Source organism: Candidatus Blochmanniella pennsylvanica str. BPEN, assembly GCF_000011745.1.
Classification (GTDB): Bacteria; Pseudomonadota; Gammaproteobacteria; order Enterobacterales; family Enterobacteriaceae; genus Blochmanniella; species Blochmanniella pennsylvanica.
This window is the reverse complement of sequence record NC_007292.1, coordinates 642,624-667,977: the sequence shown is the minus strand read 5'-3', so window position 1 is coordinate 667,977 and position 25,354 is coordinate 642,624. Positions and strand designations below refer to the sequence as shown.

The 25,354-nt window shown below is 30.5% G+C and carries 20 protein-coding genes; 17 read left to right on the top strand and 3 right to left on the bottom strand.

The window, feature by feature from the left end:
* Positions 1–67: 67 nt before the first annotated feature.
* On the top strand, positions 68–535 hold the full coding sequence (tadA, locus tag BPEN_RS02750; RefSeq protein WP_011283078.1) for a tRNA adenosine(34) deaminase TadA: 468 nt from the start codon (positions 68–70) through the stop codon (positions 533–535).
* A 299-nt stretch (positions 536–834) separates the two neighbouring features.
* Positions 835–2,085, top strand: a complete 1,251-nt coding sequence (gene glyA / locus BPEN_RS02745) for a serine hydroxymethyltransferase (protein WP_011283077.1) — start codon at positions 835–837, stop codon at positions 2,083–2,085.
* Positions 2,086–2,180: 95 nt separating this feature from the next.
* On the opposite strand, the gene BPEN_RS02740 is transcribed toward glyA, so the two are convergent.
* Complete coding sequence (locus tag BPEN_RS02740) at positions 2,181–2,975, bottom strand: inositol monophosphatase family protein (RefSeq protein WP_011283076.1); 795 nt, start codon at positions 2,973–2,975, stop codon at positions 2,181–2,183.
* A gap of 844 nt (positions 2,976–3,819) precedes the next feature.
* On the opposite strand from BPEN_RS02740, the gene BPEN_RS02735 reads away from it, so the two are divergent.
* The 6 genes from BPEN_RS02735 (at position 3,820) to der (ending at position 11,682) form a co-directional block, all read left to right on the top strand.
* Positions 3,820–4,989: an IscS subfamily cysteine desulfurase gene (locus BPEN_RS02735; RefSeq protein WP_011283075.1), complete on the top strand. Its 1,170-nt coding sequence runs from the start codon at positions 3,820–3,822 to the stop codon at positions 4,987–4,989.
* 538 nt (positions 4,990–5,527) lie between these two features.
* Positions 5,528–5,938, top strand: a complete 411-nt coding sequence (gene ndk, locus BPEN_RS02730; RefSeq protein WP_011283074.1) for a nucleoside-diphosphate kinase — start codon at positions 5,528–5,530, stop codon at positions 5,936–5,938.
* Between the two features lie 205 nt (positions 5,939–6,143).
* Positions 6,144–7,265, top strand: a complete 1,122-nt coding sequence (locus BPEN_RS02725; RefSeq protein WP_011283073.1) for a bifunctional tRNA (adenosine(37)-C2)-methyltransferase TrmG/ribosomal RNA large subunit methyltransferase RlmN — start codon at positions 6,144–6,146, stop codon at positions 7,263–7,265.
* Between the two features lie 220 nt (positions 7,266–7,485).
* Complete coding sequence (gene ispG, locus BPEN_RS02720; protein WP_011283072.1) at positions 7,486–8,616, top strand: flavodoxin-dependent (E)-4-hydroxy-3-methylbut-2-enyl-diphosphate synthase; 1,131 nt, start codon at positions 7,486–7,488, stop codon at positions 8,614–8,616.
* A 13-nt stretch (positions 8,617–8,629) separates the two neighbouring features.
* Positions 8,630–9,946 (top strand): histidine--tRNA ligase, encoded by a 1,317-nt coding sequence (gene hisS, locus BPEN_RS02715; RefSeq protein WP_011283071.1) that lies wholly within the window; start codon positions 8,630–8,632, stop codon positions 9,944–9,946.
* Between the two features lie 320 nt (positions 9,947–10,266).
* Positions 10,267–11,682 carry a ribosome biogenesis GTPase Der gene (gene der / locus BPEN_RS02710; protein ID WP_011283070.1) on the top strand — a complete coding sequence of 472 codons (1,416 nt, stop codon included), beginning with the start codon at positions 10,267–10,269 and terminating at the stop codon, positions 11,680–11,682.
* A 92-nt stretch (positions 11,683–11,774) separates the two neighbouring features.
* Here the strand turns inward: der and mqo are convergent, their stop codons facing one another.
* Positions 11,775–13,322, bottom strand: coding sequence for a malate dehydrogenase (quinone) (gene mqo / locus BPEN_RS02705; RefSeq protein ID WP_011283069.1), 1,548 nt, complete (start codon positions 13,320–13,322; stop codon positions 11,775–11,777).
* Between the two features lie 608 nt (positions 13,323–13,930).
* On the opposite strand from mqo, the gene guaB reads away from it, so the two are divergent.
* From guaB to upp, 9 genes are all read left to right on the top strand, one after another.
* Complete coding sequence (guaB, locus tag BPEN_RS02700; protein WP_011283068.1) at positions 13,931–15,400, top strand: IMP dehydrogenase; 1,470 nt, start codon at positions 13,931–13,933, stop codon at positions 15,398–15,400.
* A 143-nt stretch (positions 15,401–15,543) separates the two neighbouring features.
* Positions 15,544–17,121 (top strand): glutamine-hydrolyzing GMP synthase, encoded by a 1,578-nt coding sequence (gene guaA / locus BPEN_RS02695; protein WP_011283067.1) that lies wholly within the window; start codon positions 15,544–15,546, stop codon positions 17,119–17,121.
* A 389-nt stretch (positions 17,122–17,510) separates the two neighbouring features.
* Positions 17,511–18,347, top strand: coding sequence for an urease accessory protein UreD (locus tag BPEN_RS02690; protein ID WP_011283066.1), 837 nt, complete (start codon positions 17,511–17,513; stop codon positions 18,345–18,347).
* Between the two features lie 13 nt (positions 18,348–18,360).
* Positions 18,361–18,663, top strand: coding sequence for an urease subunit gamma (locus tag BPEN_RS02685; RefSeq protein WP_011283065.1), 303 nt, complete (start codon positions 18,361–18,363; stop codon positions 18,661–18,663).
* Positions 18,664–18,690: 27 nt separating this feature from the next.
* Positions 18,691–18,999 (top strand): urease subunit beta, encoded by a 309-nt coding sequence (locus tag BPEN_RS02680; RefSeq protein WP_011283064.1) that lies wholly within the window; start codon positions 18,691–18,693, stop codon positions 18,997–18,999.
* A 2-nt stretch (positions 19,000–19,001) separates the two neighbouring features.
* Complete coding sequence (ureC, locus tag BPEN_RS02675; protein ID WP_011283063.1) at positions 19,002–20,705, top strand: urease subunit alpha; 1,704 nt, start codon at positions 19,002–19,004, stop codon at positions 20,703–20,705.
* A 470-nt stretch (positions 20,706–21,175) separates the two neighbouring features.
* Positions 21,176–21,862 (top strand): urease accessory protein UreF, encoded by a 687-nt coding sequence (locus tag BPEN_RS02670; RefSeq protein WP_011283062.1) that lies wholly within the window; start codon positions 21,176–21,178, stop codon positions 21,860–21,862.
* An 80-nt stretch (positions 21,863–21,942) separates the two neighbouring features.
* Positions 21,943–22,566, top strand: a complete 624-nt coding sequence (gene ureG / locus BPEN_RS02665) for an urease accessory protein UreG (RefSeq protein WP_011283061.1) — start codon at positions 21,943–21,945, stop codon at positions 22,564–22,566.
* A 1,229-nt stretch (positions 22,567–23,795) separates the two neighbouring features.
* On the top strand, positions 23,796–24,422 hold the full coding sequence (upp, locus tag BPEN_RS02660) for a uracil phosphoribosyltransferase (protein WP_011283059.1): 627 nt from the start codon (positions 23,796–23,798) through the stop codon (positions 24,420–24,422).
* Positions 24,423–24,558: 136 nt separating this feature from the next.
* Here upp and bcp read toward each other — a convergent pair whose 3' ends face one another.
* Entirely contained in the window at positions 24,559–25,044 is a 486-nt protein-coding gene (gene bcp, locus BPEN_RS02655) for a thioredoxin-dependent thiol peroxidase (protein WP_011283058.1), read from the bottom strand.
* Between the last annotated feature and the right edge of the window lie 310 nt (positions 25,045–25,354).

Below are 25,354 nucleotides of genomic sequence, written 5' to 3'. Positions count from 1 at the left end.
GTATCTCAATATGCGTTTTAGAATTATTTTATTAATTGTGCATTGTAATATTTTTATTACAAGCTGAATGTACGAAATAGAAAATGTAGATACGATATGGATGCGTCATGCTATTGCATTAGCTGCCCATGCTGAAATTATTGGAGAAATATCAGTAGGAGCTGTTTTAATTCAAAATGGTAAACTTATAAGTTACGGTTGGAATTCTTCTATTATATGCCATGATCCAAGTGCTCATGCAGAAATTGTAGCGTTACGTACAGGGGGGAAGGTTTTGGGCAATTATCGATTATTAGGTACTACTCTTTATGTTACTCTAGAACCATGTATGATGTGCATTGGCGCAATAATTCATGCTCGTGTTTATCGATTAGTTTGTGGCGCTAAAAACAGTAAAACTGAACAAAGATCATGGCTAAAAAATACACTCCGTCATCCAATGAATAATCATCATGTGTTTTTAACAACTGGGGTATTAGAAAAAGAATGTGCTTATCAATTGAATAAATTTTTTAAACGTCAACGTAAAACCTGATATCATCAGAAAATATCAATAAAATTGATCATCTAAAACAACCTTATATCTATTTAAATTTCAAATAAAAACCTATGTGAGAATATCGTGACAAAAAGATATAGGGCATATCTTACTTAAAAAGTAAGTGTTAATTCTTTTAAAATGAATATAATATAGCCATATTTATATTTTTATATTTTATTATCATTAATAAGATTGTTATTAAAAGTAATTCTTGCTTCATTTCAATTAAAATAGACTGATGTATTTTTACGCATACAATGTATTTTTTATTTAGACAAGATAAGAGGTTATACATGTCCATATGTACGAGTTATGATATTGAATTGTGGAAAATAATACAACAAGAAACTATTAGACAAGAGGAACATATTGAATTAATAGCATCTGAAAATTATGTTAGCACTCAAGTTATGAAAGCACAAGGCTCTCAACTTACTAATAAATACGCTGAAGGTTATCCAGGTAAACGTTATTATGGTGGATGCGAATATGTCGACATGATTGAACAATTAGGCATTAATCGTGCAAAAGAATTATTTTCTGCAGACTATGCAAATATACAACCACATTCTGGATCACAAGCTAATTTTTCTGTTTATAATGCTTTATTGCACCCTGGCGATACAATTTTAAGTATGCATCTAAATCATGGAGGACATTTAACGCATGGCTCACAAGTAAACTTTTCAGGAAAATTATATAACGCTGTATTTTATGGAGTTGACGAAAATGGTTGTATTAATTATGAAAAAGTACATCATTTAGCTGTAAAACATCGACCGAAAATGATCGTAGGGGGGTTTTCTGCATATTCTGGTATTATAAATTGGTCTAATCTGCGTCAGATTGCAGATGCTGTTCAAGCATATCTATTTATTGACATGGCTCATATCACGGGATTAGTTGCGGCGGGTATATATCCAAATCCACTACCACACGCACATGTAGTGACTGCTACTACTCATAAAACATTAGCGGGGCCCAGAGGTGGTTTAATTTTAGCTAGTGGAGGTAATGATGCATTGTACAAAAAATTAGATGCTTCGGTTTTCCCTGGTTCTCAAGGAGGTCCTTTGATGCATGTTATCGCAGCCAAAGCAATTGCTTTAAAAGAAGCAATGGATCCATCTTTTAAGGTATATCAACAAAAAATTGTTCAAAATGCTAAGATAATGGTTAAGGAGTTTGCATTACGCGAATTTAAGATTATCTCTGGAATGACTCATAATCATCTTTTTTTATTAGATTTAAGAGATAAAAATATCACTGGGAAAGATGCCAGCACAGCTTTAGAGCGAGCTAATATCATTGTTAATAAAAATAGCATACCAAATGATTTTAGAAGTCCTTTTATTACCTCTGGTATACGTATTGGTACGCCAGCAATAACTAGACGTAATTTTAATGAAAACGATGTACGAAAACTATCTCATTGGATCTGTGACATATTAAATCATATCGATAACAACGAAATTATTTTTTCCATAAAAAATAAAGTTTTACGTATATGTTCTCAGTATCCCATATATAACAAAAGTTATTAAAGTAACATCACTATATAAATTATATCTAGAATATAAAAATACAAGTTGTTCTTTCAAAATATAGGAATTTATTAATATCTTATTGAGGCAGATATTCAAATAATTTGTATAATTGATAAAATAGTCCGGATTATTTTCACATTACCTGCAATTATGTTTCCAGACAATAAATAATTATCGGTTCCGGTAAAATCTATAATTAAACCTCCCGATTCACGAATTATTAAAAAACCACTAGCCAATTTATTGGTGTAGTTAATTTTTTTAAAAAAAATAGAAACACACCCATCTACGCGTCCAACCGCGACATAGGCTAAATCTAAAATAGTTGATCCAGTATAACGAAAATATGCGCATTTATTAGTAAACTTACTTAGTAGATTAATAGTCATATGTTGTTGTTCATAAGAACAAGATATAGCAATAATAGCCCTATGCAAATTTTTAGCGGTACCTACACGAATCCGATAACCATTAAGATGAGCTCCTTTTCCACGACAAGCACTAAATAACTCATTGTGTATAGGATCATATATTACTCCTATTTCGATATGTCCTTTAATAAATACGGAAATAGATAAAGCAAAAAAAGGAAATTGCTTAATAAAATTAACATCATTATCTATAGCTCCAATTATCCAGAAAACGCTTTCTTTAAAATTTACATCATTAACATCGCGGGTATTCCACGTATTAACAACAGTATGTAGTGGATAAAATTTTTGAATAATTGCCGTAATAATGTAATATGATTCTTTATTGATTTTAGAAATAAGATTACTTATATGATTTGACTGTACACTATTTTTGTCAAACAATTCATATTGTTTAACGACAAAGTTCCCCGCTCTTCTTATAGCTTGAATAGCAATGTTAAGCATCGGATGCATAAAGCATTCATCCAGTAATTTTCATTAAATGAAAAATAGAACATATCAAAACCCGCCACATATTACAAAATTATATTTTTTAAACAACACAGATATTGTATTATAGCTCCACTCAACACGTAATACATGTGTTCTTAACATACGTAATTATTAAAGATATCTTCAAACTTATGTTATAAATAAAACATTCATTTTCATTACAAATATATATCCGATATATAGATCCATTCATAGATTTATTATTTCTATGAAAATAATAAATTGAATTATAATGAAAGATTGAATTCTTTAAAATTAATTAAAACAAAGTATTTTGTATAGGCATGTTGATAAACAGTTATACACAACATAACAATCTACCATTATTTAATATATTTATTAAAAACAAAACCGCATTATTTTCACTAAAAATATTATTTTGTATAAATAGTTAATTTTTATTACTACAAATAATATTAATACTAACAATCATTTGTTATGGTGTAATTTTTATTACAACATTACATATAAAAAGTATTGTACACAATTGAAATAACGTCTTACTATTTGATTCAATATACATTGCCCACAGCAATTATCATAAACATGATATATCGTTAGTATATATTTATATAACTTCAATTAAACGCTTATGGAGATAAAAATATAAAATAGGTTTCAATATTTTATATAGTAACAAATAATAATATCATATAAAATGAATTTTTTGACGTAAAATACAAATCAAGACTAAGAATAAATATATTTTAGAGCATTCAATTTAATATATTATATAAATGAGCTGATTTTATAATTTTTATATTTTATACATCAAAATAAGTTTTTTATTTTTGGAGTATGTTAGATGAAGTTACCAATATATTTTGACTATGCTGCTACTACTCCCGTAGACCCTAGAGTAGTAGAAAAAATGATACCATATTTTACCCTAGACGGCATATTTGGTAACCCGTCTTCTCGTTCTCATTATTATGGCTGGAAAGCAGAGGAAGCGGTAGATATAGCTCGTAAACAAATCGCTCAGTTGATAGGTGCTGAATCACGTGAAATCATTTTTACTTCAGGAGCTACTGAATCAGTAAATTTAGCTATTAAAGGAATAGCTCAATCTTATCACAAAAAAGGAAAACATATTGTTACCAGCATGACGGAACACAAATCAGTTTTAGATACTTGTCAATATCTTGAGAACAAAGGATTTGAAATTACCCGTATAACTCCACAGCCCAATGGTTTAATCACTTTCGAACAAATTAGTAACGCACTACGTGATGATACAATTTTATTATCTATTATGCATGTAAATAATGAAATCGGTGTAATCCAAGACATCAAAAAATTTGGTAAATTATGTCGTCTACATGACATAATATTTCATGTAGACGCAACTCAAAGCGTTGGTAAATTACATATTGATTTATCTGATTTACCGGTGGATTTAATGTCTTTCAACGGCCATAAACTATATGGCCCAAAAGGTATCGGTGGTTTGTACATACGACAACATAGGCATCCAAAACTCCATATTACAGCTCAAATGCATGGAGGAGGACATGAACACGGTATGCGTTCTGGTACATTACCAGTCCATCAAATTGTTGGTATGGCTGAAGCGTATCGTTTGGCTAGAGAAACAATGACGACAGAAATGATTTATTTAAAAAAAATGAGAGATCGTCTATGGCAAGGATTACAACAAATTGAAGGAATATTAATTAATGGCGATTTAGAGTATAGTATAGGCACATTGTTGAATATTAGTTTTAATAATATTGACGGTGAAACATTAATTATAGCATTAAAAGATTTTGCATTATCTTCTGGGTCTGCTTGTACCTCTGGCACTTTAAATCCATCCCATGTACTGCAGGCTTTAGGAAGAAATAATGAACTAGCATATAATTCAATCAGATTTTCTTTAGGGCGTTTCACAACTGAAGAAGAAATAGAGTACGCTATCCATCATATAGCTGCTACTGTTATGAAATTAAATGCTATGATATATTTATTATAATTTTACAATAAAAAATAAATTAATTTGTTTTTCATATATGAAGTTTATGACGATAATCAATATATCTATAAAAAAATCTAAGAAATTTTACTAATATTATTCTCAAGATAAATAAAAAATAATCATTAAAAAGAATATTTTTTATAGATTAGGTTTCATCTCTTGTTTTTGTAATATTTTTACTATTAAGTTTTCCCCATAATTAATTTATATGTAACCATTTTTACGTATTTGTTTTAATATTAAGTATTTAAGATATTGCATTGATGTTATTTGTAAACAGCAAGGATTTTATTACTCATCAACACCCTGATCATGTAATTAAGATCGACAAAAATATTTTATTTCATAATGAAATACAAATATGGATATTTCTACTTGTCTGTTTTGTGTTTATTCTGAGTTCAATTTGTAGTTTTTAAATCGTTATAGGTTTTAAAAAATATTAAATAATATAAACAATATTATCTACAATAATTATTGTTTTTATATTTATTTTCTATACAATAATATTAATAAATGATTAATAGGAGTTTTTATGGTTTGCAAAGAAAATACGCTGTCAATCATAAAACCAGATGCTGTTGCTAAAAACATAATCGGATCTATAATTAGTAGATTCGAGACTGCTGGTCTTATTATTGTGGGAGCTAAAATATTGCAATTAACATATATACAAGCTTCCGAGTTTTATTTTGAACATCAAAAAAAATATTTTTTTGACAGTTTAGTAAATTTTATGATTTCTGGACCAGTATTTGTACAAATACTGGAAGGTAATAATTCGATACAACGCAATAGAGAAATTATGGGAGCCACTGATCCAGCGAATGCGTTAGCAGGCACCATTAGATCTGATTATGGTTATAATTATACTAAAAATGCCATCCATGGATCGGATTCTAAAAAATCTGCTATACGTGAAATTTCCTATTTCTTTGATACATAAAAACATGCAGATACATTATCTTTTATAAAAGTAATCATTTTAGCTACACAAAAAAATGATTTTTGATTAGTGAATTAGTTTATCAAAAAAATAGTGTTAATGCCAAAATACAGATCAATTTAAGTCAAAAAGAATATCGGTAATATAGTCAATTTCTATTGAGCGAATGCTCATAGAGCATTACTGTTGATCAACTTTCGTAAAATTGGATCTTGAGAAGTATATCTTTATGTATGCAAAAAAGGTTAATTTACTTAACATGAACAAAGAAGAATTATTAATTTTTTTTGATAAATTAGGTGAAAAACCTTTTCGTTCTCATCAAATAATGAGATGGATATATCATTATTATTGTGATGATTTTAATTACATGACAAATATAAGTAAGTCTCTAAAAGAGAGATTGAAACAAATAGCGGAAATCCGTGCGCCAATCATTATAAAAGAACAACTATCTTCAGATGGAACAATTAAATGGGCTATGAAAATTGATGAACAACAAATCGAAACAGTTTATATTCCTGAAAATAAGAGAACCACTTTGTGTGTTTCATCACAAATTGGATGCCCTTTAGGATGTAGTTTTTGTGGAACAGCGCAACAGGGATTTAACAGAAATCTGAATGTATCGGAGATAATTGGTCAAGTTTGGAGAGCAGCGCAACTTATCAATCTTAATAAAAAAATAAAAATAAAAAATAATAGATTTCCTATTACTAATATAGTGTTTATGGGTATGGGAGAGCCATTATTAAATATTGTTAACGTTGTATCGGCGATCAGAATTATATTAGATGACTTTGGTTTTAAGTTATCGAAACGACATATTACGCTCTCAACTGCTGGGATCGTACCAGGTATAGAAAAATTAAAAAATATGATTGACATCCCATTAGCTATATCTCTACATGCTCCAAATGATATCATTAGAAATAAGATTATGCCAATTAATAAAAAGTACAATATTAATAGCGTATTAGAAGCAGCGCGTAGGTATTCGATGGACACTAAATCTAATCACGGTAGAATAACAATAGAGTATGTATTGTTAAAAAATATTAATGACGATGTCCTGCACGCCCATCAATTAGCAAAACAACTTCAAGGTATTCCGTGTAAAATTAACTTGATCCCATGGAACCCAATTCCGAATATACGATATGCATGTAGCTCACAGATTCGTATGCGTGCATTTCTTAAAGTTTTGTTGAAATATAATATAGTAACCATCATACGTAAAATAAGAGGAGCGGACATTAATGCTGCCTGTGGACAATTAACAGGAGAAGTAATTAACCGTATAAATTTACAATATAACTCGTTATAAACGATATCATTGTATTTAATATTATTATAAGATTAATAAGACGGAATTTTTTAAAAAAGGGTCATAAATGTAATATGACAATTACGCATATTGCTATGTATCATAAAATTATAAAAATTACGATTCCTATTATAAATATAATTAAATCTCTTAATTGATATAATCAATAAATTCAAAAAATATATTTATTGTGTAAAAACATAAAAATATGGGAGATTATATGAATAATGTTACGAACATTGTTCGTCGAAAATCTACACGTATTTATATTGGCAATGTTCCTATTGGAGATGGCGCTCCAATTGCGGTACAATCCATGGTAAATACTCGTACTACAGATATTTTAGAAACAGTTACTCAAATTAACGCCCTAAAAAAAGCAGGAGTAGATATTGTCCGAATATCGATACCTACTATGGATGCAGCTGAAGCTTTCAAAATAATTAAACAACAAGTAATTAATACTCCATTAGTAGCAGATATTCATTTTGATTACCGTATTGCATTAAAAGTAGCTGAATACGGAGCAGATTGCCTACGTATCAATCCCGGTAATATCGGGAATAATAAACGTATTCGATCTGTAGTGCATTGTGCTCAAGATAAAAATATATCTATTCGTATTGGTGTAAATTCTGGATCTCTTGAGCGTGATTTACAAAAAAAGTATGACGGAAATCCAACAGAAAATGTATTATTAGAATCAGCAATGAGACATGTAGATATTTTAGATAAATTAAACTTTCATCAATTTAAAGTTAGCGTTAAATCTTCTGATGTGCTAATAACAATACAAGCCTACCGCGCATTGGCATCAAAAATAGATCAACCATTACATATAGGTCTTACTGAAGCTGGAGCTTTGCGTAATGGGACAGTAAAATCTGCAATGGCTGTAGGTTTCTTATTAAACGAAGGCATCGGGGATACAATACGTATATCATTAGCTACAGATCCTATAGAAGAAGTTAAGGTGGCATTTGACATTTTAAGAGCTTTGAGAATTCGCGCTCATGGTATTAATTTTATAGCTTGTCCGGGATGTGCTCGACAAGAATTTAACGTAATCAATGTAGTTAATGCGTTAGAAGAAAAAGTAAGTGATATTACAACGCCTATGGATGTATCTATTATTGGATGTGTAGTTAACGGACCAGGAGAAGCATTAAAATCAACCATTGGTGTTGCCGGTGCACGTAATAAAAGTGGTATATATGAAGATGGTATACGGCAAAAAAAACGCTGCGATAACATATCAATAATTGAAGAATTAGAACGTCGTATTCGAGCTAAATCTAAATTATTAGACCCAAATAACCACAACATTACCCCTACCACATATAATAAATAATTGAAGATTACAAATGCTTAAATATGATAAAAATATCCAATCTGTCCGCGGTATGCATGATTATTTGCCGAAAGATACGATTCTATGGCAATACATAGAAAATATACTTATAACTATATTAGACAGTTACGGATACAAGGAGATTAGATTTCCTATTATTGAAGACACAAATTTATTCAAACGCTCAATCGGAGAAGTGACAGATGTAATAGAAAAAGAAATGTATAATTTTACTGATCGCAACGGTAATAATTTAACGTTACGTCCAGAAGGAACATCTGGATGCGTTCGCGCGGGTATTAAGCATGGGCTGTTTTATCACCAAGAACAACGTCTGTGGTATCTCGGTCCGATGTTTCGCTATGAACGTCCCCAAAAAGGACGTTATAGGCAATTTCATCAATTTAGTGCTGAAGCTTTTGGTCAAATCGGACCCGACATAGATGCTGAGTTAATTTTAATTACTGCTCGTTGTTGGAAAAAATTAGGAATTAATCATCATTTATCGTTAGAACTAAATTCAATTGGCTCTTTATCATCTAGAATAAATTATCGTAAAAAATTAATAACTTTTTTAGAAAAAAATTTAAGCAATTTGGACAGCAATGCTCTACGTCGTTTATACTCTAATCCATTGCGTATCTTAGATACTAAAAATACTAAAACTAAGGAATTACTACTTAATGCGCCTATATTAAGCGATTATTTAGATGATGATTCACGTGTTCATTTTTCCGAATTATGTCAATTATTAAATCTCTTAGGAGTGCCGTACAGGGTTAATCCGTACTTAGTACGCGGTTTAGATTATTATAACAAAACAGTTTTTGAATGGGTTACTGATAGTTTAGGAGTAAAAAAAACTATTTGTGCTGGTGGCCGTTATGATGAATTAGTCCAAGAATTAGGAGGGTATTCAGCACCTGCGATAGGATTTTCCATAGGATTAGAACGTGTGATATTATTAATACAAGAAATTAATAATATTAGCATTTTACATAAAAATATATATATTGATGTATATTTCATTAGTATAGGGGATAATTCTCGAAAACATGCAATGTTATTGTCTGAAAATATTCGTTCAACATTACCATCTCTGCGATTAATGGTACATCATGGAGGAGATGATATAAAAAAACAATTTTATTGTGCTAATAAACATAAACCACAAATCGTATTAATCATGAACGAAAAAAATGCTCTTGACAAAACGATTATTCTAAAAAATTTACAATCAAAAACTCAAGAAATATTAAAACATGATGCAGTTTCCGAAAGATTAAAACATATACTACATATTACGTGTAATTCTACTGATAATAAATGATCATAAAAATGATATGAATTTTTTTATAAAATATAGTATCACTAATATTTAGCGCATCTTATCAGGTTTGAAGAATATACATAAAATTAAAATTATGACGATGCAGATCAAAATTATTTAAACATTAATCTATTTATACATACTCAAAAAAATAAAATCTAATCTTTCGGTAATTAATAAGAGCTATTGCTAGAATTTGTAATGATTATATTATACTTTAATCATTAAATAATTATTCAAAATAGAAATAGCTTTATTGTGTTATTTAAGACTGATATTATGTATATTTATACAATCGCTTATTTATGGGTAATTAAATAATGCTACCTATCATCACTCTAATTGGGCAAAAAAATGTAGGTAAATCTACTTTATTCAATAAATTAACACATACACATGATGCTTTAATATCTAATTATCCAGGATTAACACGAGATCGACAATATGGTTATTTTCAATGCAAACAATTTAAATCTATTCTTATTGATACTGGGGGTATTGATAAATTTTGTAGTACAAAAACAGAAAATATTCAAAGTTACGTAACCTATCAAACAATTCTCGCAATGCAAGAAGCTGACATTTTATTATTTGTTATGGATAGACAATCTGTAGGAACATCTATAAATAATGATATTTTTAATTTTTTAAAAAAAATAAAAAAAAACATATTTGTTGTCATTAATAAAATTGATAACATCCCGCATCATATACACACCATGATATGGGATTATTGTTCTTTTGGTATAAAAAATATTATTTTTATTTCAGCGATTCATGGGCATGGAATTGATAATTTATTAGAAAAAATATCTTCATTAATTTCAAAAAATATATTTTTTTCCAACAATAAAATACCTGAAAGTCATATAAATAATACTATTTATCAAAACCACATCATTAATACGTCATTTAATAAAGTAAATGCCGCTATCGCAGTAGCTGTTGTAGGACGCCCCAATTCCGGTAAATCTACTTTTGTCAATCATATTTTAGGAGAAACCCGTATGATTACCTGTAGTACACCAGGAACTACTCGAAATTGCATTCATATGCCTATAATGTATGACAAACAAAAATACATATTGATTGATACAGCAGGCGTACAAAAAAATAAAAGAATAGATAATGTAGCGGAGCAAATTTCCATTCTAAAAACATTTCAAATCATTAAGACCGCGCACGTCCTACTATTCATAGGAGACGCAAATCTGGGGATATCTGACCAAGATTTACATTTGTTACAATTTATCCTAAATTATGGTAAAGCATTAATAATCGTTATTAACAAGTGGGATTTGATATCCCCAGATTTGCGCAATACAACTAAAAAAAACTTATACGAAAAAATAAATTTTATTAATTTTACTCAAATACATTTTATTTCAGCATTGTATGGGAATGGAATTAAAGCGTTATTTCAAGCAATCAAAGCAACAAATTTATGTTCTCGTTATACAAAAACCATCAATACAGCATATTTAATCCGAACATTGCACGCTGCAATCACTAAATACCCTCCCCCATTTTTACATGGTAAAAGAATTAAACCCAAATATATCCATATTGGAAAAAATGAACCATTAACTCTGATTATCCATGGCACTCACGTCAGCAAATTACCTGATGATTATAAACGATATCTAAAAAAATATTTTTATCGTATGTTAAACATCACAGGTGTTTTATTACACATTCAATTTAAAGATAATATTAATCCATTTATTAACAAATAAAAATATGTCATATTCAACACATACAGACGCAACACAAGCAATTTTTATTTGCGCAGAATTGAAAACAATCAACGAACATATTATATTGAGCTTTAACGATCTATTGCTTCTATATAATTTAATTTCAAAGCATTACAAGTATATTGTCTAATTTTATTTACTAATATAAGATCCCCATTTAAATTCTTAGTATATGACGGGATCATATCTATCAGTTTATTTTTCCATACATCACTATTAATTTTATTGTTAAACATTGTATTTAAAAGTTGTAATATTATTGAAACTACAGTAGATGCCCCAGGAGATGCACCAAGAAGCGCCGATAAAGTACCATCACCCGAATTAACCACCTCTGTTCCAAATTGTAAAATACCTCTCCTGTTGCTATTTCTTTTAATAATTTGAACACGTTGTCCTGCTGTTACTAAAGTCCAATCTGACGGATTAACTGTCGGATAGTATTCTCTAAGCTCGTCAATACGGTTCATGTTTGACATAACTAACTGACTGATTAAATACTTAATCAAATCAAAATTATCTATCCCAGCTTGCAAAATCGGAATAACATTATGCTTATTTAAAGAATGAAATAAATCTAGCCATGATCCATATTTTAAAAATTTACTACTGAAAGTTGCGAATGGGCCAAACAGCAAAATCTTCTCGCCATTCAATATTCTAGTATCTATATGAGGTACTGACATTGGAGGTGCGTTAACAGATGCTTTCCCATACACTTTAGCTAAATGTTGTTCAACTATCTTCGGATTTTTTGTGACTAAAAACTGACCTCCTACCGGAAATCCAGCATATCCATAAACTTCTGGAATTCCAGAAGTTTGCAAAAGATTAAGAGATCTTCCTCCGGCTCCTATAAAAACATAATTTGTACGAATACATTTTTTGTGCTTACACCGTCGATCAATTACATGCACATCCCAAGTTGCGTCGTTATTATTTTGTACAGATACAACATCATGCTGTAAATACATTTTAAAATTTACATTTTTTTTTAATTCATTCAACAATTGCTGAGTAAGTGCTCCAAAATTAACATCTGTACCCATCTCCATGCGAGTAGCGGCTATTTTCTGCGATACATTACGTCCATCAATAATAAGAGGAGTCCACTGACGAATTTGCTGTAAATCTTCCGAATATACCATACCACTAAACAAAACACTATTCAGCAATGCTTGAAAGCGTTTTTTTAAAAAACAAACGTTTTCTTCGCCCCATACAAAACTCATATGTGGTACATTATTAATAAAAGAACTAGGATATTTAAGTACTTTTATTTCTACTAAATATGCCCAAAATTGCCGCGATATTTCAAACGCTTCATTAACAGCAATAGCCTTTGAAATATCAACGGAACAATTTTTATTATTATACTGGGTATAGTTAAGCTCGCAAAATGCTGCATGTCCTGTACCAGCGTTATTCCATACATTAGAGCTTTCCTGTGCTGGCTGACTAAGACGCTCATATATATGAATTCTCCAAGTCGGCTCAAGAATTGTTAAGAACATACCAAAAGTTGCGCTCATAATCCCAGCACCAATCAGCACTATATCTGCTGAAGATGTAATTTTAATCAATCGATGTTGTTGATTTATAACAGCAACATTACTCATATATTTACTCAAATAATAGTATACTTAACATATTTAGTTATCATAACTAAGACAAAAAATTTTAATAACATGCAATTTATACACCACACAAAAATCCTTATGATTAGATCATATCTCAATAAAGAAATAAAAAATAAACACCAAAAAAAATAACTAAAAACAGCATTAAATCATATTTTTAACGTTCAATACAAATAACGTAATTAAAATAATAATTTTATTTTAATAAAAACTTAATTGTTGATACATCACGCATACAATATAATTACAATTAATACCATATTAATTTACACATAATCTTAATAAAATTCTATAATGATTAATTTTTATAACCTGTATTCTAAACTTGATTAATTATATAATTCATGATAAAATTAGCATCGTTAGGTGTTATAGAAAGATAATTATAATCTATAGTGTGCTTTTCCTTGATCTTATAGATTTAGCCTATTGATGTTCGGGATTTGGTTTTTGAGTTTGGTTGTTTTTTGGTGTCTGTGTTTTTGGTATGCGTTGTTTAAATTTTGGTTTTAGAGGACATGGTGATGAAAAGAAATTGCAGTCGTAGCAGTGTCGTTACTGTAGTATAGGGTATACTGATAATTGTAATGTTGACTTTTGTTAAAGAGGCTTTGACTTTTGATGATGTGTTGATCGTTCCGTCTCGTTCGAGGGTGCTTCCTGCGGAGACGGTTTTAAAAAGTTTTTTGACTAGTGCTGTTTCTTTGAACATTCCTGTTGTATCATCGGCGATGGATACAGTGACTGAGTCGAGTCTAGCTATCGCTTTAGCGCAAGAAGGCGGAGTGGGTTTTATTCATAAAAATATGTCTTTGGATCACCAGATTAATGAGGTACGTCGGGTTAAACGTTATGAAAGCGGAATAGTAACGAATCCTCAATGTGTTACTCCTGATACGACTCTATTGCAAGTGAAGGGGTTGACCTCTCGCAATGGATTTGCTGGCTATCCAGTTGTGATGAACACAAATGAGTTAGTTGGAATTGTTACGAGTCGTGATGTACGGTTTGTCAGTGATTTATCAAATTTTGTTTTTTCTGTTATGACTCCTAAAGAACGTTTAATTACAGTGTTGGAAAAGGAAAATAGAGAAGTAGTATTAAGTAAAATGCATGATAAAAGAGTAGAAAAAATTTTGTTGATTGATGCTGCATTTCGTCTTAAAGGTATGATCACTGCAAAGGATTTTGAAAAAGCAGAACGTAAACCGTATGCGTGCAAAGATAATTATGGAAGGTTATGTGTTGGAGCTGCTATTGGAGTAGGAGAGGATTATAAAGAGCGTGTTGAAGGGTTGGTTGATGCTGGTTTAGATGTATTACTTGTTGATTCTTCTCATGGGCATTCAGAGAGAGTATTAGATTGTATTGCAACAGTTCGAAATATGTATCCTAATTTATCAATTATAGGGGGCAATGTTGTTACAAAAGAAGGTGCATTAGAATTGGTTAAATCTGGTGCTAGCGCAGTGAAAGTTGGTATTGGGCCTGGTTCTATTTGTACAACTCGTATTGTTACTGGTGTAGGGATTCCGCAAATTACAGCCATTTCTGATGTAGCGGAAGCCTTAAAAAATACGAATGTCCCGGTTATCGCGGATGGCGGTATTCGTTTTTCTGGTGATATTGCTAAAGCAATAGCGGCTGGTGCACATTGTGTAATGATTGGTTCGTTATTAGCGGGTACAGAGGAATCACCAGGAGATATAGAATTTTATCAGGGCAGATCTTTTAAAACTTATAGAGGTATGGGTTCTTTAGGAGCTATGTCTCAAGGCTCTGCTGATAGATATTTTCAACAACAGGATCCCGTCATTACTCATAAATTGGTTCCGGAAGGGATAGAAGGACGTGTTCCTTATAAAGGAAAATTAGAAACGATTATACATCAATTAATGGGTGGATTGCGCTCTTGTATGGGATTGACAGGCTGCGTTACTATTAATGATTTGAGGACGCACGCTAGGTTTGTACGTGTCAGTTATTCGGGCATGCAGGAAAGTCATGTGCATGATGTAATGATAACAAAGGAATCGCCTAATTATCGGTTACGATGATTATTAATAACTAGTTAAGTTTATGTGTGTATTATACTGCGTTATTTTTGCAGTTTGTGCGGCGTGGTGTCACGAACGTTGTTGATCATTAATATGTGGTTGATCAATGATCGATTAATATAAATAATAGAATAAGCTATAATGTGAAATGTAACAATCATCGTATTTTAGTAATAGATTTTGGATCTCAATATACTCAGTTGTTGTTGAGAAGAATTCGAGAATTAGGAGTATATTCTGAATCTTGTTCTTGGAACATCAGTAAATCTCAAGTATATGCATTTAATCCTAATGGTATTATTCTTTCTGGAGGTCCTTATAGTGTTATCGATAATGATTCTCCGTATATTCCTGAATTTGTGTTTCAATTAGGTATACCTATATTTGGAATTTGTTATGGTATGCAAATTATGTCGTTTCAATTAGGTGGACGAGTAGAACGTGTTATTGCACAGCGTGAATTTGGTTGTACTCAAGTAACAATTCTTTCTAAAAGCGTTTTTATAAATGATATCTATGATTATGTTGATGATGTTACGGGGCGTTTTGCTCTTGATGTATGGATGAGTCACGGGGACGTTGTTACTACTGTTCCCAAAGATTTTACGGTTATTGGTGTTAATAAGTATCGACAAGTTGCTATGATGGCTAATGAAGATCGTCATTTATATGGTGTTCAATTTCACCCGGAAGTTACCCATACTAAAAAAGGAAAAAGTATTTTAGAACGTTTTATTACGTGTATTTGTCGCTGTAAATCTTCTTGGAAAATAGCGAATATTATTGATGATATTGTTATGGATACTCGTGTAAAAGTAGGTAATGATAAAGTAGTGCTTGGGTTTTCAGGTGGGATTGATTCCCTTGTTACAGCTTTATTATTACGACGCGCAATTGGTCATCAATTTATCTGTATTTATATTGATAATGGGTTATTATCAAATTATGAATTTGATCGAATTAAAAATTTTTGTGCTCTAAATTGTAATTTAGATATTATTTATTTGTCGCAAGAACAACGATTTTTCAATGCTTTAATTGGAGTTAATGATCCAGAAAAAAAAAGAAAAATAATTGGTAGAGTTTTTACAGAAGTTTTTGAAGAGCAGATTCGTAATTTAGTAGCTGTAAAATGGTTAGCTCAAGGTACTATATATTCAGATGTTATTGAATCTGGTGTATCTTTATCTTCTTTTAAAAATGTGATTAAATCGCATCATAATGTAGGTGGTTTTTGTGGAATTACGGATATTCAATTACTCGAGCCTATAAGAAATTTATTTAAAGATGAAGTTCGCAGTATTGGATTAGATTTAGGGATACCTTATGATATAGCTTATCGTCATCCGTTTCCAGGACCTGGATTGGCTATTAGAATATTAGGTGAAGTAAAAAAAGAATATTGTGATATTTTACGTAGAGTGGATTTTATTTTTATCGAAGAACTTAAGCGTGAACATTTATATTCCAAAATTAGTCAGGCCTTCGCAGTATTTTTACCAACTCATTCAGTAGGAATACAGGGTGATCAGCGTAAGTATAAGTGGGTAATTGCTCTTCGTGCAGTGGAAACTATAGATTTTATGACAGCACATTGGGCTTATTTATCTTATGATTTTTTAAATAAGGTATCTAATCGTATCGTCAATGAAGTTGAGGAAGTATCTCGTGTGGTGTATGATATTTCCTCAAAACCTCCAGCTACTATTGAATGGGAATAAACGTATTATACAGTATATAGGTTAAATATTTTTGTGTACTTTTATTGTTTTATGTGACATACAATTTAAAGTATGTACTCCCACTATGGAAGTACATACTTTACTCATTAAATGTGTATCAATAGTAAAAATTTTATAATACAATGAGAAGAGTATGCGATCAATGCTATAAAATTAAATATGTATATATGTTATGAGGATTGGTATTTATGTAGTTTATGATGTCATCTCTTGTGGAGATGACATCATAAACTACATAACAATAAATATATATGCGTAATAATTATTTCATAGTGTTTTATAAAAGTTAATGTGGTTATTATTGTTTTAATAATTTTTGTAATGGATGTATTGTTTTAATTTTTGAAAATATTTTATCTTTCATTTTAATGAGTGACGAATTATCTCAGAATTTTATTGACGGTTGGTTAGGGGAGTTAAGATTAAATTTTGCTTTGCGTGGTGGACGCAGTGTGTTGACCAGATGTAAGCATGTTGGTCCGTTTTACGTGAAAAAAGTTTTTTACTCTGAAAACGATAATACTCCGCATGTATATTTGTTACATCCTCCTGGTGGATTAGTGGGAGGGGACAAATTAGTACTGGATGTTAAATTAGAATCAGACAGCCGGGTATTGTTAACGACACCTGGTGCTGCTAAATTTTATCGTAGTAACGGTCTGTATTCAGAACAGAAACATATATTTAGATTAGAACGTAATACTGCTTTAGAATGGGTTCCTCAAAGTAGTATTTTTTTTCCTAAATCTAAAGCAAAAATAGATACTACTTTTATTATAGAACAAGGATCAAGAGTTATATCATTTGATATGTTATGTTTTGGAAATTTATCATTAGGTAGTTCTACTTATCCGGAGGAAGTAGATATACATTTGAATATTTGTTTATCTGATTCAATTGGATTACAGGAACGTTTGCGGATTAATGAATTAAATTGTGTTATGAAATTAGGCGGGTTCCGAATAAGTGCTTTACTTTTTGCTGTTCCATCGGATGAAAAAACATTATATAAGGTACGTAAATTAATAACATCAGTTAAACATTTTCAAGTTGGAGGCGCTACATTGTTAGATGAGATTCTTGTAGTACGATTATTAGGTAATGACAATCAGTATTTAAAAAAAATGCTTCATCATATTTGGTATACTATACGTCCTTTTATAATAGGGAAAAAAGCTATGCTACCGCGTATTTGGTTGACATAAGTCAGGAAAATCTATGAAGTTATTACCTCGGGAAAAAGATAAATTATTGTTATTTACAGCAGCATTGTTAGCAGAAAAGCGTCGAAATCGCGGGTTAAAATTAAATTATCCAGAAGCAATAGCATTAATTAGCGCTGTAATTTTGGAGGGTGCTCGTGAAGGGAAAAGTGTTGCGGAATTGATGGATGTAGGTAAAAATGTATTGACTAGAGATGATGTTATGATAGGAGTACCTGAAATGATTACTAATGTACAAGTAGAAGCTACTTTTAGTGATGGAACCAAATTAGTAACAGTACATGATCCAATAATTTAATGAATGAATGAGGATACCAATAATATTATGATACCAGGTGAATTCTATATTTCTCATGGAAATATAGAATTGAATGTTGGAAGACAACAAGTATTAGTAACAATTATAAATACTGGAGATAGGCCCATACAGATTGGTTCTCATTTTCATTTTTATGAGGTTAATAGTGCTTTAAAATTTAATCGAGTTATCACTCGCGGATTTCGTTTAAATATTCCATCAGGAACAGCAATACGTTTTGAACCAGGACAGTTTAGGACCGTAGAACTTGTAAAATATGCAGGTGCATGTAAAATTTATGGGTTTTGTAAAGCCATTATGGGAAAGTTAGATTAGTTATGTTACTATCCAAGCATGATTATGCTTCTTTATTTGGACCAACTATTGGTGATTCTGTACGATTAGCAGATACTGAATTGTGGATAAGAATAGAAAAAGATTTTACTGTGTATGGGGAAGAAGTAAAATTTGGGGGAGGTAAAGTTATACGAGATGGTATGGGTCAAGGACAAATGAGTAGTAAAGATTGTGTTGATTTAGTATTGACTAATGCAGTAATTCTTGATTACTGGGGAATAATAAAAGCAGATATTGGTATTAATAATGGTCGTATATCAGGTATTGGAAAAGCAGGAAATCCGGATGTACAGCCAAATGTGACGATATCTATTGGCCCTGGAACAGAGATAATAGCAGCGGAAGGTAAAATTGTTACAGCTGGAGGAATTGACGCTCATGTTCATTTTATTTGTCCTCAGCAAGTAGAAGAAGCATTGTGTTCCGGAATTACTACATTTATTGGAGGCGGTACTGGGCCGGCAACAGGAAGTAATGCAACTACCTGTACTCCAGGGCCTTGGTTTATATCTCGTATGCTACAAGTAGCAGATACCTTGCCTATTAATATTGGGGTTACCGGTAAAGGTAGTGCTTCTTTCCCTGATGCTTTAGAAGAGCAAATAATTGCAGGGGCGATTGGTTTAAAGGTGCATGAAGATTGGGGTGCAACACCAGCTGCTATCGATTGTTGTTTAAATGTGGCTGATCGTTTTGATATTCAGGTTTCTATGCATACTGATACTTTAAATGAATCAGGATTTGTTGAGGATACCTTATCTGCTATCAAAGGTAGAACAGTGCATGCTTATCATACTGAGGGTGCAGGTGGAGGACATTCTCCAGATATTATACGTATGTGTGGATTTTCTAATGTGTTACCATCATCTACCAATCCTACTATGCCTTATACTGTTAATACAATAGATGAACATTTAGATATGATGATGATTTGTCATAATCTTAATCCTAATCTTCCTGAAGATATGGCATTTTCAGAGTCTAGAATTAGGAGGGAGACAATTGCAGCTGAAGATGTATTACATGATCTTGGAGCTTTATCTATGATTTCTTCTGATTCTCAAGCTATGGGACGAGTCGGAGAAGTGATTTTACGTACTTGGCAGACAGCACATAAGATGAAACAACAGAGAGGTTCATTATTAGGTGATGCTACTAGATATGATGATAATGTTCGCGTAAAACGGTACATTGCTAAATATACAATTAACCCAGCGATAACTCACGGAATTTCTCATGAAGTTGGTTCTGTTGAAATAGGAAAATTGGCAGATTTAGTACTATGGTCTCCTGTTTTTTTTGGAGTTAAACCAGAGTTAATAATTAAAGGCGGTATGATTATCTCTTCTGTTATGGGAGATCCTAATGCTTCTATACCTACTCCTCAACCAGTACATTATCGGTTAATGTTCGGAGCACGTGGTAAAGCAAAACATGCTACACGTATGACTTTTCTATCTCAAGTTGCTTATAATTCAGAATTAACAGATTATTTAAAGTTGGTTAGTTTGATTGGTGAGGTGCGTCATTGCAGAAATATTCAAAAGAAGCATATGATTAATAATTCTTGGCAACCAGTTATTGAAGTAGATTCTCAAACTTACCAAGTACGTGCTAATGGAGAATTATTAACTTGCGAGCCTGCATCTGTATTACCAATGTCACAACGTTATTTTCTTTTTTAACGTGAAATATAATCACATGTGATATATATAAAGTGGATATTGTTTTTTTATTAAATGTTTTGAATAATTGTTTTTTGGTATGAGTGGGGGGGTAATAACAAAAATGATTAGTATTATCATATTCGATGGCAATGAAGAATTGTATATGTGATTTATAATGTGTAGCGATCTTTAATGATATTGTGCGGTGGCAACTGGCAATCTAAATATACTACAAGGATGAATGTTTATAATATAGGTAGAAGTTTAATGCTATATGTACACTGATATATTCTTATCAACAAGATTTACAATAATAGTGTATTGTGGTATTTATTAGGTATATTTTAACGAAATTTTTGATATAATGAAATAAATACTATTTTGAATAAAGAAACAGAGTTTTTTGTGATTGTTATTTTTATAATAATTTGAGACTACAATGATATTTATGTTAATATTTTATAAATATTATTTATATTATTATAATTATGTGTGCTGATCACGGTATTAGTTCAGTCTTGTCTTTAATGCAATTGGTTAGTTCTAACTTTCCTGTGGGGAGTTTTGCTTATTCACGAGGTTTAGAGTGGGCGGTAGAAAATAATTGGGTTAATTCTGTAGAAACTTTTTATTCTTGGCAACAACAATGGATTGATGGGCCATTAATTTATTTAGAATGGCCGATGCTTAAGCGTTGCTACTATTATGCTCAAATTAGAGATGAAATGAATTTTTTTCAATGTGCATTAAGGATATTGTCCTATCGTGACACTCATGAGCTTAGATTAGAAGAGAGACAACGCGGGAAAGCGTTGTCGAGAATAATATTGCAATGGTATCCATTTACGGATGGTGGCACTTGGTTATCAGCTTTAGAACATAGTGGCTTAGCATCAATAGCATGGTTAGGGTATACGTGGAGTATTTCTTTAGAAAATTTAGCGTTAGGATATGCCTATAATATGTTGGAATCTGCTACAATGGCAGGTTTGAAACTGGTGCCTTTTGGGCAAATAACTGCTCAGAGATTATTAAGATCCTTGATGGAACGCCTTCCTAATGATTGGAAGAAATCTGATATGATAGCAGATCATGAACTGGGCAATGGCTTTTTGTTGCAATCTATAGCATCCTCCTGTCATGAGACACAATATTCACGATTATTTCGTTCCTAAAAGTATTTTATTTTTAATAAAATATACGTATATAAAATGTATTATATGGATAATCAATTTTTAATTGGGGGACATGTGTTTTGTTATTAAATCAATATAGAAAACCATTGCGTATAGGTGTAGGAGGTCCTGTAGGATCAGGTAAAACCGCATTACTTGAAGTGTTATGTAAAAGAATGAAGGATAGCTATCAATTAGCGGTGGTGACTAATGATATTTATACTAAAGAAGATCAACGTATTTTGATCGATGCAAATGCTTTGTCGGCTGACCGTATTGTTGGAGTAGAAACTGGAGGATGTCCACATACTGCTATTCGTGAAGATGCTTCTATGAATTTATTAGCTGTAGAAGAATTAATATCGAAGTTTAACAATTTGGATATCATTTTTATTGAAAGTGGTGGAGATAATTTGAGTGCTACTTTTAGTCCAGAATTGTCAGATTTAAATTTATACGTTATTGATGTAGCTGCAGGTGATAAAATACCTCGAAAAGGTGGACCAGGTATTACACGTTCTGATTTTTTAATAATTAACAAAATTGATTTAGCTGAATATGTAGGAGCATCTTTGGAAATAATGAATCGTGATACAAATCTTATGCGTAAAGGTTTACCGTGGTCTTTTACTAATTTAAAAACAGGTCATGGTGTACAATCCGTTGTTGATTTTATTTTGAGACAACGGCTCTATTTGCAATAAAGAACAATATAGTAGTTCATTGAAATTTTCTCGTAATAACGATTTTGTTATGAAAAATAAACATATGAATTTTTTAAAAAACTATATAGATATAGATATATATTAATTATATATTTGATGTAGATCTTCCGCATCTACTTATATTTGTGTTCTTTCATTTTAACGGTTGCTTGATACCAGAACCAGAACAGGAAATGTAAAAATTGTTTAATTAAATATTAAATTACGGCTGCGTGTATTTCCGTATGTAAAATGATTGAAAAAATTATGTCTAGCGTATATATAGTACAATCACGGATTATTGTTTAAATATATAGCAGGAAGAAGGAGTAACGATATTGTTATTACGGTTTTTGTGGTAATTCCAGGCATTTATAGAAACGTAGATCAATCTAGCAAATAATATTGAAAAACTGATTAATAATATCCATTTGGCAACTCGTATTTTTTTTTTTCTTTTCATAAAAATAATGTGAAAATTATTAAGATAATCCCTCATTGTAACATTTCTCGCTAGAAATCACAAATATTCTATGAAATATATGTTTTTATTTAATCTTAAAATTATTATTTATTAAAGTATGTATCGTTATGAAATGCATTTTCATTGTAAAATGTTTTTTTATTCAAAAAAATCAGATTAAAAATTAATAAAAGTTATTTATTTTTTTTTGAGGAAATTGATTTTTTATGGATTTAAAAAATTAATTATTAAATAATTTGTTTGATTATTTATCGTACTTATTTTGACTTGCACGGTGTTTGTGTGAATATATAGAAATTTAATTATTGTTAATATAATATGAAATATTATAATAAAATACTTCTAATTTTTGATGCAGATGTTTTTTATATTAGTTTCTTTGGAGATAAGTACATCTTCATCATAACACACTGTATTTGAATATTTATTTTATTTTTAAGCGCAATATGATGATACTATTTGCAATAGTTGTAACTTAAAATAATATTTATTAAAATTAAAATCATAATATAGATAGATTATGTTATATAATTCCGTTGTTTGTATTTGACTTACATTGTATATAGGAGAGTAAATGATTTAATATATTAAAAGTGAATTTTTATTTCATCAATAAAATTCTTCAAATATCAATTTAAATAATATCCCATATTTATTATCTAAATATGGGATATTATTTAAATTGATATTTGAAAGTATAATTGCTTAGGTTTAAGTATTTGCTTTCATGGAGAACAAAATTGATATGAAAATAGTTGAAATTAAACATCCATTAGTACGTCACAAATTAGGGCTAATGCGTATTTGTGATATTAGCACGAAACGTTTTAGAGAATTGTCTTCAGAATTAGGTAGTCTATTAACTTATGTAGCTACCGATGATTTAGAAGTGGAAATAGTAACTATTAAAGGGTGGTGTGGATTGGTGAAAATTGCGCGTATTAAGGGAAAAAAAATAACAGTGGTACCAATTTTACGCGCTGGATTAGGCATGATGAATGGTGTATTGGAGCATCTTCCAAGTGCACGTATTAGTATAATAGGGATTTATCGTAATGAAATTACTTTTGAGCCGATTCCGTATTTTCATAAATTAGTTTCTAATATTAATGAACGTATGGCTATGGTGTTAGATCCTATGTTAGCTACTGGCGGATCAATAATTGCTACTATTGATTTATTAAAGAAATTTGGATGTAATAATATAAAGGTTTTGTCGATAGTAGCGGCCCCAGAAGGAATTAAAGCTTTGGAAGAAAAGCATCCAGATATTGAATTATACTTAGCCTCTATAGATCAAAAAATTAATAAAAACGGTTACATTATACCGGGATTTGGAGATGCAGGTGATAAAACATTTGGAACTAAATAATATATGATCTCTTATAATTAAGGATTTTTTAATTATTTTAAGTGTATTTGCTATACAGATCTTATATTACGGATTTTTCATCGAAAATTAATAATAATAATAATATAAAGATACATGCATATATATACATGCGCTGTTATCTATGTGATACATGTGTATCATGTAGATAACGTAATACGATCCGATCATGATCAATAGGTTTAAAAGATTTAAATACTTGTTCGATAGTACCAGTTTGGTCGATGATGAAACTAACACGATGTATGCCGTTATATGTTTTTCCCATAAAATTTTTTTCTCCCCACACTCCAAATTTCTTGGAAATTTGGCAGTTTTCATCATAAAGTAAAGTAAAGTTTAACATTTCTTTTTCAGAGAATTTGAAAAGTTTTTCTGATTTATCGTTACTAATTCCAATTACCTCTATACCTAATTTTCTGAATGTATCCATATTGTCTCTTAATTTACATGCCTGTATAGTACATCCTGGTGTCATAGCTTTAGGATAGAAATAAATAAGAATTTTTTTCCTTCCTATATGAGAATCGATACTAACTAAAACACCATTTTGATCAGGTAAATTAAATTGAGGTGCTGTGTCTCCAGGCTGCAATAATGCCATTATATGCTCCATTAATAATCAATAGTTATATATACACTAAATAATTCACGATTAAATTTTAATATTATTTTTAATCTCTGTATAGAAATACATAAATTATTTAATAAAAAAATTTTATGTTTATGTATGTTCATGGAAAAAATTAGGCTTTAATATACGAAAGCGATTAAAATTATTTTTAAAAAATTTTAAATTATAATATTTTAAAATATTATTAACGAAGAATAATTTACTTAATAATTAAAAATATAATGAAAATAATTTTTAATTAATTTAAAATATTAAACGGTAGTAAAAGATAAGCATGTTT

Coding starts and splice junctions, on each gene's coding strand:
- tadA (WP_011283078.1), top strand. CDS start 68: ATGTACGAAATAGAAAATGTAGATACGATATGGATGCGTCATGCTATT.
- glyA (WP_011283077.1), top strand. CDS start 835: ATGTCCATATGTACGAGTTATGATATTGAATTGTGGAAAATAATACAA.
- BPEN_RS02740 (WP_011283076.1), bottom strand. CDS start 2,975: ATGCATCCGATGCTTAACATTGCTATTCAAGCTATAAGAAGAGCGGGG.
- BPEN_RS02735 (WP_011283075.1), top strand. CDS start 3,820: ATGAAGTTACCAATATATTTTGACTATGCTGCTACTACTCCCGTAGAC.
- ndk (WP_011283074.1), top strand. CDS start 5,528: ATGGTTTGCAAAGAAAATACGCTGTCAATCATAAAACCAGATGCTGTT.
- ispG (WP_011283072.1), top strand. CDS start 7,486: ATGAATAATGTTACGAACATTGTTCGTCGAAAATCTACACGTATTTAT.
- hisS (WP_011283071.1), top strand. CDS start 8,630: ATGCTTAAATATGATAAAAATATCCAATCTGTCCGCGGTATGCATGAT.
- der (WP_011283070.1), top strand. CDS start 10,267: ATGCTACCTATCATCACTCTAATTGGGCAAAAAAATGTAGGTAAATCT.
- mqo (WP_011283069.1), bottom strand. CDS start 13,322: ATGAGTAATGTTGCTGTTATAAATCAACAACATCGATTGATTAAAATT.
- guaB (WP_011283068.1), top strand. CDS start 13,931: ATGTTGACTTTTGTTAAAGAGGCTTTGACTTTTGATGATGTGTTGATC.
- BPEN_RS02690 (WP_011283066.1), top strand. CDS start 17,511: ATGAGTGACGAATTATCTCAGAATTTTATTGACGGTTGGTTAGGGGAG.
- BPEN_RS02685 (WP_011283065.1), top strand. CDS start 18,361: ATGAAGTTATTACCTCGGGAAAAAGATAAATTATTGTTATTTACAGCA.
- BPEN_RS02680 (WP_011283064.1), top strand. CDS start 18,691: ATGATACCAGGTGAATTCTATATTTCTCATGGAAATATAGAATTGAAT.
- ureC (WP_011283063.1), top strand. CDS start 19,002: ATGTTACTATCCAAGCATGATTATGCTTCTTTATTTGGACCAACTATT.
- BPEN_RS02670 (WP_011283062.1), top strand. CDS start 21,176: ATGTGTGCTGATCACGGTATTAGTTCAGTCTTGTCTTTAATGCAATTG.
- upp (WP_011283059.1), top strand. CDS start 23,796: ATGAAAATAGTTGAAATTAAACATCCATTAGTACGTCACAAATTAGGG.
- bcp (WP_011283058.1), bottom strand. CDS start 25,044: ATGGCATTATTGCAGCCTGGAGACACAGCACCTCAATTTAATTTACCT.